Origin of the sequence: Echinicola jeungdonensis (genome assembly GCF_030409905.1) — a bacterium.
Lineage (GTDB): Bacteria > Bacteroidota > Bacteroidia > Cytophagales > Cyclobacteriaceae > Echinicola > Echinicola jeungdonensis.
In genome coordinates this window covers 2,000,255-2,016,657 of sequence record NZ_JAUFQT010000001.1, presented here as the reverse complement: position 1 = coordinate 2,016,657, position 16,403 = coordinate 2,000,255, and the positions used below count along the sequence as shown (strand labels likewise).

Genomic DNA, 16,403 nt, shown 5'->3' with positions numbered 1-16,403 from the left:
TCACCACAGTCTCTACTGCATTGGGGATGATGAGAAAAGAAGCCTAATTAAGCCTTCAAAAATAATAACCCTGGGTGAAACCCGGGGAAGGTAAAAATGATAGGAACCCATCAACCCCATTGGGGGTTGAACCATCCCAAACATTTCAAAATGTACTATTCAGGTAGTCCAGCAGAATTTTTAATCTATGCTCTTGGCTTTAAACTCTTTACTCATTTTTCCATTGATATGGGTGAGGAATGCCCCAAAAACCTGAGTGCAACTAAAAAAGACCGGATTTCGATATCAGCCGTCATTTCCCAATTGGAAAGCCTTCGACAGGGGACGAACCATTTTGAATTTAAAAAATGGTGTGGTTATCCAGTTTTTGAAAGTTGAGACTGCCACGGCTTCCTCCCCGCCACCCATTACAAAGCCTCGCAGTGACGTTTTTAGATACGAGTTGAGGTTATTTTTAAAAAAATACCCTGTCCGTTTTCCATTAAATTGGAAACCAAACAGGGATTTGAAAAGCCCCTTTTAGGGTATTTTAAACTCTTTTATTGTATATATGGAAATGAAAACCGGTAACTTCCAGACCCCAAGGTTACAGAAACTTTCCCGGATGGATCTGTTTCCAACCCTCCAATACCTTTTAATTCTCCCAAAACTTTATTGTCCCATTCAATGTCGCTTAGTTGCTCAACAGGGAATTTGACTTTTGCTTGGGTATTTGGCGGCACAGTTACTTCCCAAGAGATGGATTTCCTTCTTTTTTCCCAATGACTGCCAATGGTACCATATTGGGAATCAAAGGAAGCATTGACATGATCCAAATCCTCCACAAATGTTGGATCCAGAATAAACTGCTTAAACCCTGGAGCTTTAGGGTCAGCCTGGATGCCAGCAAGGTTTTCATAAAACCAAAGGTTCAGATCCCCTAACAACATCGTATGGTTTTGGGAATTCATGGAGGCTTTTGCCACATTACCATGCCAAAGTTCCCAAATGGTAGTAGCTCCATTTTCCAACATATAACCCCAGCTTGGATAGGTGCGATTGGTGGCCAATTGAAAGGCAAGATCTGCTCGTCCAAATTTGGTAAGGGTCCTCATCAACCATTGGGTACCTATCAGGCCGGTGCTGAGGTGCCCGTCATTTTCCACCTCAATGGTATGGACAATATGATCAAAAACCTCTTGCTCCTTTTCCTGAGAAACCATTCCAAAGTAAAGGGGCAAAATATTATCGGTCATTTTCCCTTTCCCATAATATCCTTCTTCATTATAAAATTCTTCCTCAAAAGCTTTGCCCACTTTATCCCTCAACTCCAGGTAGGCAGGGATATCCTGGTCCTCTCCGATGATTTTGGCAAACTTCGCCATCATGTTCATAAAGTGGAAATAATAAGCAGTGGAGATCAACTCACTTGGCCTTTTGACATCAGCATTTTGTCCGGTTCCTGCCTCAATGGATGGAGGGGGAACTACCCAGTCCCCATAGCTGTCCTTGGTCACAATATAATTTTCGTTCATGTAGCGGTCACGCATATATTCCAACCACTTTTTCATAGCCGGATAGTTGTCTTCCAGGACTTTCACATCTCCGGTTTGCAGGTAAAGCATATCTGCAATCATCAGGAGAGTTCCTGGCCAGGTCATATTATCACTGTAATACCGCCAATAAGCGGGAGCCACATCCGGGAGGCATCCATCAGCTTTTTGTCCCCTTCTGATATCCTCCAACCACTTGGTATAAAGCCTGGAATTATCAAAAATAAAATTCTCTCCATGGGCTCCCACAGCCCGGTCTCCCAACCAAGGTTGTCTTTCATTCCTTTGTGGACAATCCACAGGCATTCCCTTGTAATTACCAGCAATGCCCCACCACGCGTTTTGGTAAATTTGGTTTATGGTAGCATTAGAAGTTAAAAATTTTCCTACCGTTTGAATATTATCATAGACCATCTTGCCCACAAAATCATCCATGGTGGGAGTTCCCGGATAATTGCTAACTTCCACATATCTGAATCCATGATATGTAAATTTAGGCTCCCAGGATTCCTCACCTTCCCCCTTTAAAATGTAGGTATCAGTTACCTTGGCATCCCGGAGATTGGCCATAAAAAGTTCACCATCTTCTTCTAAGGATTCGGCAAATCTCAATTTCACAGTATCCCCCTCCTGTCCTTTGACCTTCATCTGAATCCATCCGACCATATTTTGGCCCATATCCAAGATATATCGGTTTTGATCCAATTGGGTGATATCCACTGGCTGGATTTCCTGCATGACCTTCATGTTTTCATTCAGTTGTGCTTCAAAATCCCCTCTTGGTTCTTGCACATATTCGGCCTGAAGCCAATTTGAATCATCAAAGCCGGGCTTAGTCCAGCCTGGAAATTCTTTTCGGGCATCATAAAACTCCCCATCATATTCATTGTTATTTCTGATGGGGCCATCTGCTGTTCCCTTCCAGTCATCGCTTGAATAAACCACTTTCCGGCTTCCATCTTTGAATTTGATTTCCATATGGAAAACCATTTTTGGAAAGCCATAATTTTTGATCTTATAAGGCTTATAATGAGGACGCATGGTAAAATAACGGCCATTACCCAAGGCTACCCCAATGGCATTGTCCCCCTTTGACTGAAGCATTTCAGTTACATCAAAAGCATTGTATTTGACATTTTCCACGTAATCTGTCGGAGCAGGGGCCAAAACGGCATCACCCACTTTTTGACCGTTAAGGTGGAATTCATAAAGCCCCAAGCCAATAATATAGGCTGTAGCCGATTCTATCTCCTTATCCAGTTCAAATTCAGTCCTGAAATATCTTGCTCCTAGGGTGGGAAACTTCTCCTCACTTTCCCCTGGAAATGTCCTGTCAAAACCAATCCAGCGGCCCCACCAATCTTTGTAATACAATAAGCCCTGCTTCCAATATTTCACTTCACTCCATTCAGTTTCTCCCTGATTGGTCCAGACTTTAACCTTCCAATAACAGGGTGTATTGCTTTGCAGGGTCTTTCCTTCATACCGGACCTGAACACTTTGGTCACTATTTACTTTTCCGGAATTCCACAGGTCAGCTTCCCCCGGAGTTAATTTATCGGGACTTGTGGCCACCAAAACATGATAGGATGTCTGTTGGGTGTTCCTTGTCTCAGCATTGATTTTCCAACTCAGTCTGGGCTGAGGCAAATCGATTCCCACAGGGTTTGTCAGTTGTTCCACCTGCAATTCTTCAAGTGAGATGGCTTTGCTTTCCTCTGATGGAGGATCAAATGCCAATACTTGACTCCAGGAATTGACCAAAAGAATGGTCAAGATAACGGATAGGAAATTTTTCATTTTTTTTAGGATTTCAAGGGTTTTGGGTTTGTATTGATCAATTGCTTACAAGCTTATTTGACTTATAATGAAACAAAGTTTAATCTTTACCGTCATTGCCCCGTGGGGACGCCTATGGCGCGAATCCCGGTGATCAGGGAAGACGCAATCTCTTCATTAAAATGGAGACTCCCGCTGCTCCCCCAACAAATCTCCCACTTCCCCTCAGAGTGACGATTTTTAATACCAAAAAGGAGACCCCTACAGAAGTCCCCTTTTCATATCAAACAATCTAATCAAACCTATTTCTTAGCAACAATACGTTCAAGATTTTCAGAAGAGGCTATTTCTTTCCCGTTAATCAGGACATGTAAGCCTTTTCCTTTGTTATATTTTTCTCCTGTTTTGTCCCAGAAAATAGTCAGGATATCTCCTTCATATTTTACATTATCCAGGCAAAACCAATCCCATTTTCCTTCAGGAACCAGGGGATTAACTTCTATTTTTTCATCAGCTCTTGGTCTAAATCCTACTAGGCCGGTGATAATCATATCATTGAAGGTCGAATGGTTATAATAACGGCTTCTTTCCTCATCACCTTTCAACCAAAAACCTGTTTTCTCATCCAAATACTCTCCGATATATGGTCTTCCCCTGTAATATTGGGATTCCACATACCTGTTCATATGATGGAAATAATCCTCCTCATCAACCATACTTTGATCATAGTTGTTAAACAGATTGGCCATAGCAGTTAATGTTTGAGAAGTGGCAAAAGGCCATACTGCCCCGTCCCATTCGCAATTACAACATCCATGGGTTCTGAATTCCGGGTGACGACATTCTGCAGTTGTCAGGCCAAAGGGTGCCATAAAACCACCTTGATCGGTCACCTGGTCCCAAGCAGCATGATATGGATTCTCGTCTTTGGGAAGGTTGAAATACCAAGGGATAAACCCGATGGCCTCGCGAACTTCTGCAAATCCACCTTCTTCTTTCACCGTTTCAAAAAACAAGCGGTCTTGGTTCCAAAGATTTTTGTGAACCCTTTCCCGCTGTTTTTCTGCTTTTTCCTCGTATTTTTTAGCCAGGTCTTCATCACCTTTCATCCTTGCGATTTTGGCAATGGCTTTGGCATTTCCGTACATATAGCTATTGATGGTAGGCCGGACATTTTCCACATGGCGGCCTCCACTGATGGATTCTTCCATGCCATCCTTCACATCGATTTGCCAAAACAAACCATCAGGTCTTTGCCTGTTCTTTTCCCAATTTTCGTATTCAGCTACCAAATCAGGTAACATGTCAATAATGAAACTGCTGTCGCCAGTGACCAAAAACCTGTTGTAAAGGGCATTGGCCGTCCAGCTACTGAAAGAATCCAGTTTTTTCATGGGCTTGCCGTCATTTCCACGGTACCAGGTATGGACAATTCCATCCAGGTATTTGGGGTTATGCAGCCATCGGGATTCATAAATATGATGGCCAAGAGCACAACTGATCAAATTGTATTTGTCAGAATAGGACCTTTCAACCAAAAACTCGGTCATGGCATAACCTACCGGAGTTTCTTTGATGTGTTTCCTCAAGGTCCACCATCTGTAATAGAATATCTCTTCAAAGTTCTTCTGAGGAGCTTCAAACAAGGGGACATTGGCTTTCATCCATTCCCAGGAATCTTCGTTTGGGATGGCCTGCTGGATATTTTCATCCTCCATCCTGTTAAAGTATTCCACATAATGTTTAAAATCCTCTTTCTTCAATATGGCAGGTCCCTTTTCTTTGGTAGAAGAAGCACAACCTGCCAGGCATATACCGACCAATAAGGCCGTAATTATCTTTGTAACTCTAGCGTATTGCATACACAATAATACCCGATTTATTTAACAGATCTTTCATGCTCTATGCTGGCCATGATTGCCGGGGCATTGGCTTTGGGATCATTTTCCTTGATAGGCTCAGAAATGTAATATTCAAAACTTCCATCCCTGTTGCCATCGCCTCCGAGGCCAGCTACGGAACAAGCATCAGTTACTGTTACCATTCCATTGTCCTCCACTTTGAAAAACTGTTCCACCAAGCCATCATATCCTTTGTGGGCAGTTGATAAATAATCCTCACTGATGTAACCTTCACGGATACTTTTATATAGGAAATAAACAAACATGGCTGTTCCGGAAGATTCAAGGTAGTTGCCTTCTCTGTCACCCTGATCCGTCACCTGGTACCAAACCCCAGTGGCATCGTCCTGATAACGTTGGATTCCTTCAGCCAGTTTTCCAGCAATTTCTATCAGTTTATCACGGTCTGGGTGGTCCTCAGGAACATAATCCAAAACGTCCACTACTGCCATGGCATACCAACCTATACTTCTGCTCCAGAAATTGTCTGACAGCCCGGTGTCTTTATTGGCCCAATCCTGCTCTTTGCTTTCATCCCAACCATGGTAAAAAAGCTGTTTTTCCGGATCATAATGCACCTTGGAAACCTCAATAATCTGATCGATGGCATCTTCTAATTGCTCGGGCTGGTCAAAGGCAGTTCCATAGGAAGCCAAAAATGGCCCGGCCATATATAACCCATCCAACCAAACTTGGTGTGGATATTTTTTCTTATGCCAAAAGCCTCCATCAGAAACCCTTGGGTGGTCCTCCAACTGCTTCATCAAAGAATCCAGGGCCTTTTTGTATTTCTCTTCACCAGTTTCCTGGTAAAGAGGAATCAATAATTTTCCAGAATTGATATTGTCAATATTGTAGGACTCCAGTTCATAAGTCCTGATGGTGCCGTCCTCTTTGATAATGTCTTCACCAAATTGCTTGATCAGCTCAAAATACTTTTCATCACCAGTATATTCCCTCATATCCAACATCGCTTTCCCGATCAAACCTTCGTGATAACCCCAATAGGGCTCGCCAGTCATCCAATCTTTATAGCGTTTCATGTCAGATTCAGCCAGCCTAACCGACCATTTTTCGGATTGGGTCTCCTCGCTTGCTGTTTCCTGTTTCTGGTTGTTTTTGCCACCACAGGCCGACAAAAGCAAGGTTGCGGACATTAAAAATGATAGTCCCTTTGTCCTTATGCTTGGTATTTTCATGATTCTTTTTTTAATATTTTTCTTCAATTTCAAAATTTACGTCCCTTGATTGTGTAAGTTTTGCCTGCTTCTGTGGCCAGGTCAAACTCCTGGTATTCGGGCAAGTCAAGGGCGTTGAGTTCAGCTTTTTCGGAAATCAAAGGCTTCTTCACCTCCGGCATATCAAAGAAATGGTTGGGATTTTCCCCATCAGCGGCATTCAGACCCTTTCCGGAAAGATCAGTTTCCGCCCTTAACCTCAAATTGCCTCCCAAATAGGATTTGATAATCAGTTTTTCAACCTCATTATCTTTCCAGCTCAACTCCACAATTTCAAATCCACCCCTTGCTTTTATTCCTTTGATACTTCCTTCCTCCCAAACACTTGGCAGGGCAGGCAAAAGGTGAATTGCTCCCTCATGGCTTTGCATCAGCATTTCCGCAATTCCTGCCGTACAGCCAAAGTTTCCATCAATCTGAAAAGGTGGGTGCGCATCAAACATATTGGGATAAGTCCCGCCTCCCCTGGTTGATGGAGTCACCAGGCTCAAATGGTTGGTCAACAATTTATAGGCATGATCTCCATCCAGGAATCTTGCCCAAAGATTAACTTTCCAGCCCATTGACCAGCCTGTAGAAGGGTCTCCTCTAAAAATCAGGGAAGTTCTTGCTGCATCAAATAATTCAGGCGTCCTGAAAGGAGACACTTGATTGCTGGGGAAAACTCCATACAGGTGAGAAATGTGACGGTGCTTATCTTCGGGATCATCCCAATCATGCATCCATTCCTGCAACTGACCATATTGGCCTATTTGCATAGGTGCCAGCTTTTCTTTGGTGGCTTTCAGGGTATCTGCAAAATCGGCATCCTTATCCAGAATTTCTGTGGAACGAATGATGTTGGAAAAAAGGTCAAACATCAATTGGTTATCCATGGTCACACCTGCGGCAATGGTGGCACCGTGGATATGACTGTTTTCGGGTGAACTGGAAGGAGAAACTACCAGCCAACCATGTTCGGGTTCCTTGATCAGGACATCCAGATAAAACTGGGCTGCCCCCTTCATTATGGGATAGGCCTCCTCCAGGAAATCTTTATCACCAGTGTAAAGGTATCTTTCCCATAGGTGTTGGCTTAACCAAGCTCCACCGCTCGGCCACATGCCGGAGGCTGCATAATCGATTGGTCCGGAAATCCTCCAAATGTCCGTATTATGGTGCAAGACCCAACCACGGGCGCCATACATCATTTTTGCAGTTTCTTTTCCGGTTTCGCTGACTTCCCTGACCATTTGAAGGAATGGCTCATGCATTTCACTCAGGTTGGTCAATTCTGCCGGCCAATAATTCATTTCAGCATTGATATTGCAGGTGTATTTACTTTCCCAGGGAGGGGTCAGCATATCATTCCAGATGCCCTGCAAATTGGATGGTTGCCCACCTGGTTGGGAGCAGGAAATCAGCAAGTAACGGCCAAATTGGAAATAAAGGGCTGCCAACTGGGGGTCATTTCCATCTGCAAACTGCTTAATCCGCTGGTCTGTTGGATTTTGGATGGAATCTGTTTTTCCTAAATCTAAAGACACCCTGTCAAAAAATTGCTGATAATATTCGGTGTGGGCGTTTTTGATTTCCTTGTATTCCTTTGTCAAGGCTTTTTCCAAAATTTCCTTTGCCTTTTTCTCGTATTCTACAGAAAGGTCTTTGTAATTCTTGAAGTTGGTGGCAATGGAAATGTAAAGGGTTACTTCATCCGCATTTTTCACACTGATTAAGCCATCCTTAACTGCCAGCTCTCCACTTTTATGATTTGCTTTGATCCTTCCTTGGAATTTCACTCCCCCCCTTTGATCATCATGGGTACGGGAAACACCAGACAAGGTCAATTGATCTTCTCTTACCCTGGCTTCAGCATTGTCATGTGGGCTTGTCATGTTGATGGTACAGGTGATTTGTCCGGGCTTGTCTGCTGACAACCGTACCATGATCACATCATTTTCAAAAGCACTAAAAACTTCCCTTTTGAAGTCAACTCCATCAACGGTATAAGAAACTGAGGAAACCGCATTTTCTAAGTCCAGATCACGGTAATAATTATTATAATCCTGATGACCTGGAAAAGAGATAAAAACATCTCCAAAAGTTTCATAAGGCATACCATCATTGGTCTGGGACATGATTTTGTCATTGGCCAATTCCTGGGCCGCCTGGTAATTCCCTTCAAAGATCAGCTTTTGAACCAAAGGAATCGCATCCTTGGCCTTTTTATGGGCATTGCTATTGGGAGAGCCTGCCCAGATGGTCTCTTCATTCAACTGTAATCTTTCCATGGCAGGAGCCCCAAAAACCATGGCTCCCAATCTACCATTGCCCACCGGCAAAGCTTCGTTCCAATTGGAAGCAGGTTCATTATACCACAGTTTCCAAGGAGTTTCACGGGATTGGGCCATCAGGACGGTATTGGTAATTAAAAAGAACAATACAGCCAGCTTCATCCAGAATTTCATCATTGTACGAGTTAGTTTGAAAATTAATGGTCTATCGACCAGCGTTTTATTTTGGGTAAAATCATTTCCTTTCCCGGGGAATATCAGTTATAATCAAGCTCTTTCGGATAATTTGATAAATCACCAAAATGGCCAAACAGGAAAAATTGCTTTTTCCCATGGGTATCTATCAAATAGACCTGGAATTATTGGGCTTTTTCCAACATATGGTAAAGTGCTTCAAGGCCTTTGATGGCACCTTTTGGCAGGTCTTCCCCGTCTTTTCCAAACACTTTTAATTCCTCCTCGGATTCGAGTGTAACGTCATCCTCCTTAACCAATCCGTTTTCACCTAAAACTTTTTCAATGTCCAGGCCCAGGTATTTGGCCATAAAAGGATACATGGATTGTCGTTTGGAAACTTTATAATTATGGCCTTCTTCCGGGAAATGGGAATTTTTCACTTTATCCTTTTCTCCATAAAAACCATAAATATATTCGATAAACGGAAATTCTAATTCGGGTACAGTGTGGGTCCAATCTCCTCCATCGGAGATCACCAAAAGAGGCTTTGGGGATGCCATAGCGGCAATTTCTGCATTGTTGGTTCCTCCTCCACAGAGATGAATGGGCTTGCCGCTTTCGCAAGGGCAACCTCCAGAAAAATGAGAAGAAAGCATCACTACCGGTACGGACACTTCAATGCGATCATCTATGGCTGTCAATAACATAGTCTGGGAACCTCCACCAGAACCTCCTGTAATCCCAACTTTATCGGGATCCGTTTCCGGAAGCGAGGTCAGGTAGTCCAGCCACTTTATTCCATTCCATGTTTGGATGGTATGGGCAATGCTTGTCTTGTGAGCTGTGGAAGGGAATTGTAAACGGGATTCCCCCCAGGCAAAAAGGTCATAACTGACTACCACAGCTCCCATTTTAGCCAATATTGAACAGCGGATTTGTTCACTTTCCCTGTATCTTCCCTGGCCAAAGTGGCCGTTGGGAGTAATGATAACGGGATGGTTTTTCTTAAAAGGCCTGGGTTTATACACCGATCCGGTAGTATAAACACCAGGCAAAACTTCTAAGGCTACATTTTCAACAGAATAGCCTTTGTATTTTCTTCTTTGGGTTATGATCGGTTGGGATGCTGGAGTCTCGGGCAAGTCATCTATGCCCAAAGCTTCAATCAAACAACTTTTCATTTCAGCTTTCCTGGATTCCCATTCCATTTTATTAGAATACAATCCGGAAAGGTAATTTAGATGATCTTCTCCAAAGGAGACAGACCTTCTTGGGTAATCAAATTTGGTAATTCTATAAAGTGCATTGGGTTTTTCAAAAAAGGTCAGGTCAAAAGGTGCCAACACTTGGGCAAGGGAAGTTTCTAAATTCCCCGGAACGATACGCCAAAATGCATAATCCAATTCCTTTCCTTCCACCAAATCTTCATTGTACTGGAGATTTATCTCAAAAACATCCTCAATACGGTCCAAAGTAGCTTTTAGTGTATTCCGGTATGCCTGGTCCGAATCCTGGGCTTTGGCCAGGAAAATGGTAGCACAGAGCATACTTGTCAGAAAAAAAGCCTTAAGGTTTAATGTGTTGAGCATATATTTATTTTGAAACTGAGCAGAATCTCCATTTCCCATTTTATGCAGTGGTTTTTTTCATTTCATAATATTTATATACAGCCTCAGGCCATACATAACTACCAGGCTTAATAGTAAGTACCAAATCGCTGTCCACTGCTTTCATGCGCACCACCCCGGGGCTAAGTTCCTGAAGCGGCAACAATGGTCCCATATGCAATTGTTGGATTACAGCAAAGGCTGTTGCTCCACCTTCAATCAATAATTCCCTAACAGGAACCCTATCCAGCACCTTGGCGACAGTTTCGGCTGTTTTGGTTTTCAGCACTTCGTTACTATTTTCAAAGGTGACTTTTTCTTTCCCTGCAGACATAATCACTTTATCACCTCCTTTTAGGTTTTTAGTGATTTCATCGCTCCATTTTGTTACACCACTTTCAGGGGCATTTGGACTTTTCAGTTCCTTAGGCATTAGGCTAAGGATAGTACCATTTTCCACTGCCTTGTCGATAAAGTTTTTGCTATTTTGGTGTGTACTTCCTGCTACCATCAGACTGTTGCCAAGGAAGGACAAAGGATCAGGTTCCTGTCCATGCATCCATTCAGGGAAATTTCTTTTCAAATACATTTCAAAGAATGCGGCACTACCAGATGGCAATACTGTGCTGTCCATCAAGCTTGCCCAGGCATACAAGTCTCCCATGGTTTTGGAATCCGGGATATTAAAACCTGGTTTGAGGTCTTGCTCCTCCGTAAACTTCCCTGTACAAACATTCAATTCCTCTTCCCTTAACAACTCTTTTACTGAACTGGAAGCAGCGGGAAATTCTGGGTCATCCTTAAAACTGGTTTCGTTCAAAGGTTTTTGGTCCACATAATAAATCCCATCTCTAATACTTCTGCCAGTATAAGGGTTGGCGGGAACCAACATCATCTTTTCCTTTTTGAATTGTGCCGCCAGGGCTTTCATTTCAGCGGCAACATGACCCCGCATTACGGAATCCGATTTTTTAAAGACATTGTCCACTTTCATTTCCACCAGGGCTTCGGCCAAACGCTTCGATTCCTTTATAGCGTCGGCTTCCTTCATGGATCGGGTATTGGAAGCTATGACCATTACCTTTGCTCCACTTACGGGTTTTACATCCAGTGAGAAGGACACCGGAATTCCCCATCTCAAACACACCCCTGCAATTTCAGCGGCTCCCGTAATATCATCGGCTATAACTGCTATCATATTTTTTTCTATTTAGAGCCATCGGAATGGCGTAATCAATCGCTAAATTCAATGCATCCTCTGATGCAATTCCTTGTCCGGCAATTTCAAAGGCAGTTCCATGGTCTACAGAAGTACGGATGATGGGCAAACCTAATGTAATATTTACCCCTTTCACACTTTCCATAGTCTTGGTCTCATTGTTCCATTTGAAGCCCACCATTTTAAATGGAATATGCCCCTGGTCATGGTACATGGCCACACATCCGTCATAATACCCTTGCACTGCTTTTGCGAATAGGGTATCCGGTGGTACTGGCCCTTCGGCCTCAAATCCCTCAGCTATGGATTCCTGAACTGCCGGTACAATTTCCCTTTCATCCTCCGTGCCGAATAAGCCTCCATCACCAGCATGAGGATTCAATCCTGCAACCCCAATTTTTGGTTTTTCAATACCAAATTGCACACATGCATCATGGAGTAACTTAATCACATCTTTCACCCGGTCTTTTTTGACAAGGTCACAGGCCTCTCTCAAGGCTACATGCGTAGTCACATGGATTACCCTAAGGTTTTGTTCCACCAAAAGCATGGCAAACTTCTTGGTTCCGGTGAATTCCGCATATATTTCCGTGTGGCCGGCATAATGATGGCCTGCCAAGTTAATAGATTCTTTATTAATGGGTGCAGTAACGGTTGCATCCACCTTTTCGGCCAAGGCCAGCTCTATGGCTTTTTTCACCGCTTCAAAAGCAGCATTTCCCGCCATTGCAGATACTTTGCCAAACTCCAATTGGGACTGGTCCACATTGGCCAGGTCAAATACATCCACTGTGCCAAGTCTAAACTGGGCCTCTCCCACATCATTGATGGCATTGACTTCCAAATTGGAATTCAAATGGGCTGCCATGTTCCGGATGGTGGCGGCATCACCGACCACCAAAGGCTTACATTTTTCAAAAAGACTGGCTTCCTGAAAACTTTTGATAATTATTTCCGGGCCTATCCCAGCGGGATCTCCCATTGATATGGCAATTATTGGTAACATCTTTTAATCTTAAAATAATCGACAATAAATGTTTTCTGCATCCTGTACTGTCAGCTCTTTGGGGTTATTTTTCAATAAACGGGTAACTTTCATGGCCAAGCCAGTCAATTCTCCCACATCTTCTTTTTGAACCCCAAGCTCAGTAAGGTTTTGGGGTATATTGCACAAGCTCACCAATTCCCTTACTTTCTCAACACCATTTTGGGCGGTTTCCCTCAGGCTTGCACCTTCCTCTGCTCCCATAGCAATGGCAATTTGGGCATGTTTTTCCAAATCGGAATTCATATTATAAGACATCACCTCCGGCAATAAAACTGCATTAGCTAAGCCATGAGGCACATGATATTTTCCCCCCAAAGGATAAGAAAGAGCATGGACGGCAGCCGTATTCACTGGGCCTAAACACAAACCTCCATACATACTACCCAAAGCTACAGCTGACCGGGCATCCAGGTCTTGACCATTTTCATATGCCTTATGAAGATTCCTTCCGATCAACCTTATCCCACGCAGTGCATAATCATCCACCAAAGGGTGGCTAAATTTATTGGTAAAAGCCTCAATACAGTGAGAAAGGGCATCAATACCTGTTTCTGCCGTTATTTTGGGGGGCAAATTCAAGGTCAACAATGGATCGATATAGGTTGCATCCGGGACCAAAAATGGACTAATTATACCTTTTTTCTCCAAAGTACCCTCATCCAAAAGTATAGCATTGGGGGAAACCTCACTTCCTGTTCCAGAAGTAGTTGGAATACAAACCATGTGGATTTTTCTGACTGGAAGCAAATTTAATCCCACAAAATTATCCAATTGTTGGTCACAATCCTGCATAGCAGCAATTATCTTGGCAAGGTCCAAAACACTTCCTCCGCCAATTCCCACTACACTCTCAGCGCCAAAAACCCTGGCCTTTTCCAAATATTCCTCATAAAGAGAAAAGGTAGGCTCTCCTTCTTCATAAATCACCAGTTCAACAGCAATGCCTGCCTTTTTGATGGTTTCCACACTTTCCTCCAAAGCAGCCACTAATGGTTCTGCAATGAGTATCCAAACTTTTTTCCTATCCGAAGCCAGTGTATCTTCGGTAAATTGTTTCAGGGCTTCTTCCCCAAATACTAATTTCTGCGGCTGTAATAAACTTATCGCCCTCATGACAATTGACTAATTTTTTCTTCCTTTTTTTCTTTCTTTACCTGCTTCTCCTTGAAATAACCGTAGATGGTGAGGTTTACATCCGCTTTTGGTCTGTCAAAGAACAAGCTGGCAACATAACCGACTACCAATACAATCAAGTGACTATAAACCCCCAGCATGTATTTGTGATGGGGGAAATTAAATCTTCCAAAATCCAATACCAGCTTTTCTCCGCCACCAAGGTTCATTGGCGTAGAAGTTAAAAATGCATAAGCTGTAAAAAGAATACAGGTAACAATGCCAAAATATAGACCTTCCTTGTTTGCCCGTCGGCTAAATAGGCCTAATAAGAAAATCCCCACAATCCCTGCTGAGAAAATAGCATAAAGGCCAAACACGGCACCCAGCACTCCTTCACCTTCCCAAAACACGTACAATACGGCCACAAAAGAAGCCGCCAAGCCGGAAATGAAAACCAAAATTCTTCCTACTTTTAGTTTTTGCTGGGTGGTGCAATTGGGGTTGAATCGTTTGTAATAATCTTCGACACCTACTGCAGCAAGACAGTTCATATCAGAGTCCAAACTTGAAATGGCAGCTGCTGCCAATGCTGCAATGACCAACCCGGTCACTCCTGGAGGCAATTCAGACATAATAAAATAAGGGAACACAGCATCTACGCTGGTGCCCTCCGGCAATGCACTTCCTGAAATCTGGTAGAAAACAAAAAGTAAGGAGCCGATGAGCATAAAAAGTCCCCAAACCGGAACACTTAAGAAAACGCCCATATAGGCTGCTTTTTTTGCCTCCTTGTCGTTTCTGGCTGTCAAATACCGCTGTACAATGGTTTGATCTGTACCATATTTTTGGATGGCATAAAAGACCCCGTTGAAGGCAATAACAATAAATGTCAACCGGGTAAAATCAATATCATAAGGGCCAAAGCCTATTTTGTTCATATTGAAGGCTTCCTCAACTACCCTTTGCGGGCCGCCTTCTGGCACCCAAAGCAATAATCCCAGGCAAAATAATCCACCTCCAATCAGCAGAAAACCCTGTATCACATCCATCCAGATTACCGCTTCTATTCCCCCCAGTAAGGTGAGGAAAATAATCACGACTCCAAGGACAGCGATGATAACAAATATGTCCACCTCAATCATACTGCTCAAAGCCAAGCTCACAAGAAACAGCACGGTTCCCATTTTGGAAAAGTGGGTCAACACAAATGCGAGTGAGCTGTACAAACGGGCAAAAAAGCCAAAACGCTTTTCAAAGTATTCATAGGTACTTAGACCAATGACCTTTCTAAATAAAGGCACAATGATCCAGATCATCATTACAAGAACAATAGGAACCATAAGCCCTTGCACCAGCAAAATCCAATTGGATTCATAGGCAGCACTCGGGTAAGCTAAAAAAGTCACACTACTGATCAATGTGGCAAAAATGGACATTCCAATGGCCCAAGAGGGAATTCCTCCACCTCCGGCAAAATAGTCTTCACTGCTTTTTTGCCTTCTTGAGAAATAAATCCCCATGTAAATCGTTCCTAAAATCGAGGCGACGATCAATATATAATCGATTAAATGTAATCCTTCTCCTCCCATGGTTATTGTTAATTGTTAATTGGTGATATAAAAGCTTTTCCATTGATGAACTACCTCTTCCGCTTCTTCCTTGGGCAATAAGGAAAGTGGTGGTTTCATATAAGGCTGACACCAACCCTTATCATTCATCATCAGTTTTAAGGCAGCCAGGGATTCACCCAGACTTTTTTCTCCCTGATATATCCTGGCCACCTGATCGGTCAAGTCTTGGAAACGTGAGGCGGTTTCCTGATCTCCCTTTTGGGCAGCAGCATACAAGGCTTTGTACATTTCCGGAACAATATTTCCTGTACTGGGCACAATCCCATCAGCACCAATTTTAAGGCTGAAAGCAGACTGGGCTCCCCAACCGCAGAAAAAGGAAAAATCCTCCCGATCCTGATATTCCTGGATGCTTTCCCCTAATCTTTCAAGATCCCGCTCAGAATCCTTCAGCCCCCAGATATGGGGATGGTGGCTAAGTTCGGCAATCACTGACAAGGGAATGGACATTTGCGTGGTGGCCTTGATATTGTAAACCATCAAAGGCCCCTGAAGCTCATCTGCCAATCGTTCAAAATGGGCTTTCATTTGGCCTTCATTGAGCTTATAATACCCTGGCAAGGTGGCCACAACCACATCGACGCCTTTATCCAAATAAAGCTTTCCACGTCGGTTTTGATCGGCCACTTCATTGCTGACCAATCCGGCATAAACCTGTTGGCCATCAGCTTTGGCTTCAAGGGTAGCATCCAGCATTTCAAGACTTTCCTTTTCCGAAAAAGAGGCCGATTCCCCTGTGGTCCCTAAAACCAATGGAGATATGTTATTCTGGGCAAATTGGGCCATGATGCAGGCCACAGCCTCCCGGTCTATTTCCCCTTTAGTTGTCAAGGGAGTGACCATTGGCACAACAACTCCTTTATATTTTTTATTCATCATTTT

11 protein-coding genes are annotated in these 16,403 nt (G+C 43.3%); 1 reads left to right on the top strand and 10 read right to left on the bottom strand.

Annotated features, from left to right (window positions below):
• The first annotated feature begins 96 nt into the window (after positions 1-96).
• Positions 97-378: a hypothetical protein gene (locus QWY93_RS08515; protein WP_290247776.1), complete on the top strand. Its 282-nt coding sequence runs from the start codon at positions 97-99 to the stop codon at positions 376-378.
• Between the two features lie 161 nt (positions 379-539).
• Here the strand turns inward: QWY93_RS08515 and QWY93_RS08510 are convergent, their stop codons facing one another.
• From QWY93_RS08510 to QWY93_RS08465, 10 genes are all read right to left on the bottom strand, one after another.
• Entirely contained in the window at positions 540-3,332 is a 2,793-nt protein-coding gene (locus QWY93_RS08510) for a glycoside hydrolase family 78 protein (RefSeq protein ID WP_290247775.1), read from the bottom strand.
• Between the two features lie 281 nt (positions 3,333-3,613).
• A complete protein-coding gene (locus QWY93_RS08505; RefSeq protein ID WP_290247774.1) occupies positions 3,614-5,173 on the bottom strand; it encodes an MGH1-like glycoside hydrolase domain-containing protein in 1,560 nt (519 codons plus the stop codon).
• A gap of 17 nt (positions 5,174-5,190) precedes the next feature.
• Complete coding sequence (locus tag QWY93_RS08500) at positions 5,191-6,411, bottom strand: glycoside hydrolase family 88/105 protein (RefSeq protein ID WP_290247773.1); 1,221 nt, start codon at positions 6,409-6,411, stop codon at positions 5,191-5,193.
• Between the two features lie 29 nt (positions 6,412-6,440).
• Complete coding sequence (locus QWY93_RS08495) at positions 6,441-8,900, bottom strand: glycoside hydrolase family 95 protein (RefSeq protein ID WP_353959629.1); 2,460 nt, start codon at positions 8,898-8,900, stop codon at positions 6,441-6,443.
• A 182-nt stretch (positions 8,901-9,082) separates the two neighbouring features.
• Positions 9,083-10,528, bottom strand: coding sequence for an alpha/beta hydrolase family protein (locus QWY93_RS08490; RefSeq protein ID WP_290247772.1), 1,446 nt, complete (start codon positions 10,526-10,528; stop codon positions 9,083-9,085).
• A gap of 1 nt (position 10,529) precedes the next feature.
• Complete coding sequence (locus QWY93_RS08485; RefSeq protein WP_290247770.1) at positions 10,530-11,705, bottom strand: four-carbon acid sugar kinase family protein; 1,176 nt, start codon at positions 11,703-11,705, stop codon at positions 10,530-10,532.
• A complete protein-coding gene (gene pdxA, locus QWY93_RS08480) occupies positions 11,683-12,732 on the bottom strand; it encodes a 4-hydroxythreonine-4-phosphate dehydrogenase PdxA (protein WP_290247768.1) in 1,050 nt (349 codons plus the stop codon). Before pdxA ends, QWY93_RS08485 begins: the two co-directional genes overlap by 23 nt.
• A 9-nt stretch (positions 12,733-12,741) precedes the next feature.
• Positions 12,742-13,887, bottom strand: a complete 1,146-nt coding sequence (locus tag QWY93_RS08475) for an iron-containing alcohol dehydrogenase (protein WP_290247767.1) — start codon at positions 13,885-13,887, stop codon at positions 12,742-12,744.
• Positions 13,884-15,479, bottom strand: coding sequence for a sodium:solute symporter family protein (locus tag QWY93_RS08470; RefSeq protein WP_290247766.1), 1,596 nt, complete (start codon positions 15,477-15,479; stop codon positions 13,884-13,886). The genes QWY93_RS08475 and QWY93_RS08470 overlap by 4 nt, the downstream gene beginning before the upstream one ends.
• A 15-nt stretch (positions 15,480-15,494) precedes the next feature.
• Entirely contained in the window at positions 15,495-16,400 is a 906-nt protein-coding gene (locus tag QWY93_RS08465) for a dihydrodipicolinate synthase family protein (protein WP_290247765.1), read from the bottom strand.
• Positions 16,401-16,403: the final 3 nt, after the last annotated feature.

Bases quoted from the DNA above. Each gene is read 5' to 3' on its own strand.
- QWY93_RS08515 (WP_290247776.1), top strand. From the start codon at position 97: ATGATAGGAACCCATCAACCCCATTGGGGGTTGAACCATCCCAAACAT.
- QWY93_RS08510 (WP_290247775.1), bottom strand. From the start codon at position 3,332: ATGAAAAATTTCCTATCCGTTATCTTGACCATTCTTTTGGTCAATTCC.
- QWY93_RS08505 (WP_290247774.1), bottom strand. From the start codon at position 5,173: ATGCAATACGCTAGAGTTACAAAGATAATTACGGCCTTATTGGTCGGT.
- QWY93_RS08500 (WP_290247773.1), bottom strand. From the start codon at position 6,411: ATGAAAATACCAAGCATAAGGACAAAGGGACTATCATTTTTAATGTCC.
- QWY93_RS08495 (WP_353959629.1), bottom strand. From the start codon at position 8,900: ATGATGAAATTCTGGATGAAGCTGGCTGTATTGTTCTTTTTAATTACC.
- QWY93_RS08490 (WP_290247772.1), bottom strand. From the start codon at position 10,528: ATGGGAAATGGAGATTCTGCTCAGTTTCAAAATAAATATATGCTCAAC.
- QWY93_RS08485 (WP_290247770.1), bottom strand. From the start codon at position 11,705: ATGATAGCAGTTATAGCCGATGATATTACGGGAGCCGCTGAAATTGCA.
- pdxA (WP_290247768.1), bottom strand. From the start codon at position 12,732: ATGTTACCAATAATTGCCATATCAATGGGAGATCCCGCTGGGATAGGC.
- QWY93_RS08475 (WP_290247767.1), bottom strand. From the start codon at position 13,887: ATGAGGGCGATAAGTTTATTACAGCCGCAGAAATTAGTATTTGGGGAA.
- QWY93_RS08470 (WP_290247766.1), bottom strand. From the start codon at position 15,479: ATGGGAGGAGAAGGATTACATTTAATCGATTATATATTGATCGTCGCC.
- QWY93_RS08465 (WP_290247765.1), bottom strand. From the start codon at position 16,400: ATGATGAATAAAAAATATAAAGGAGTTGTTGTGCCAATGGTCACTCCC.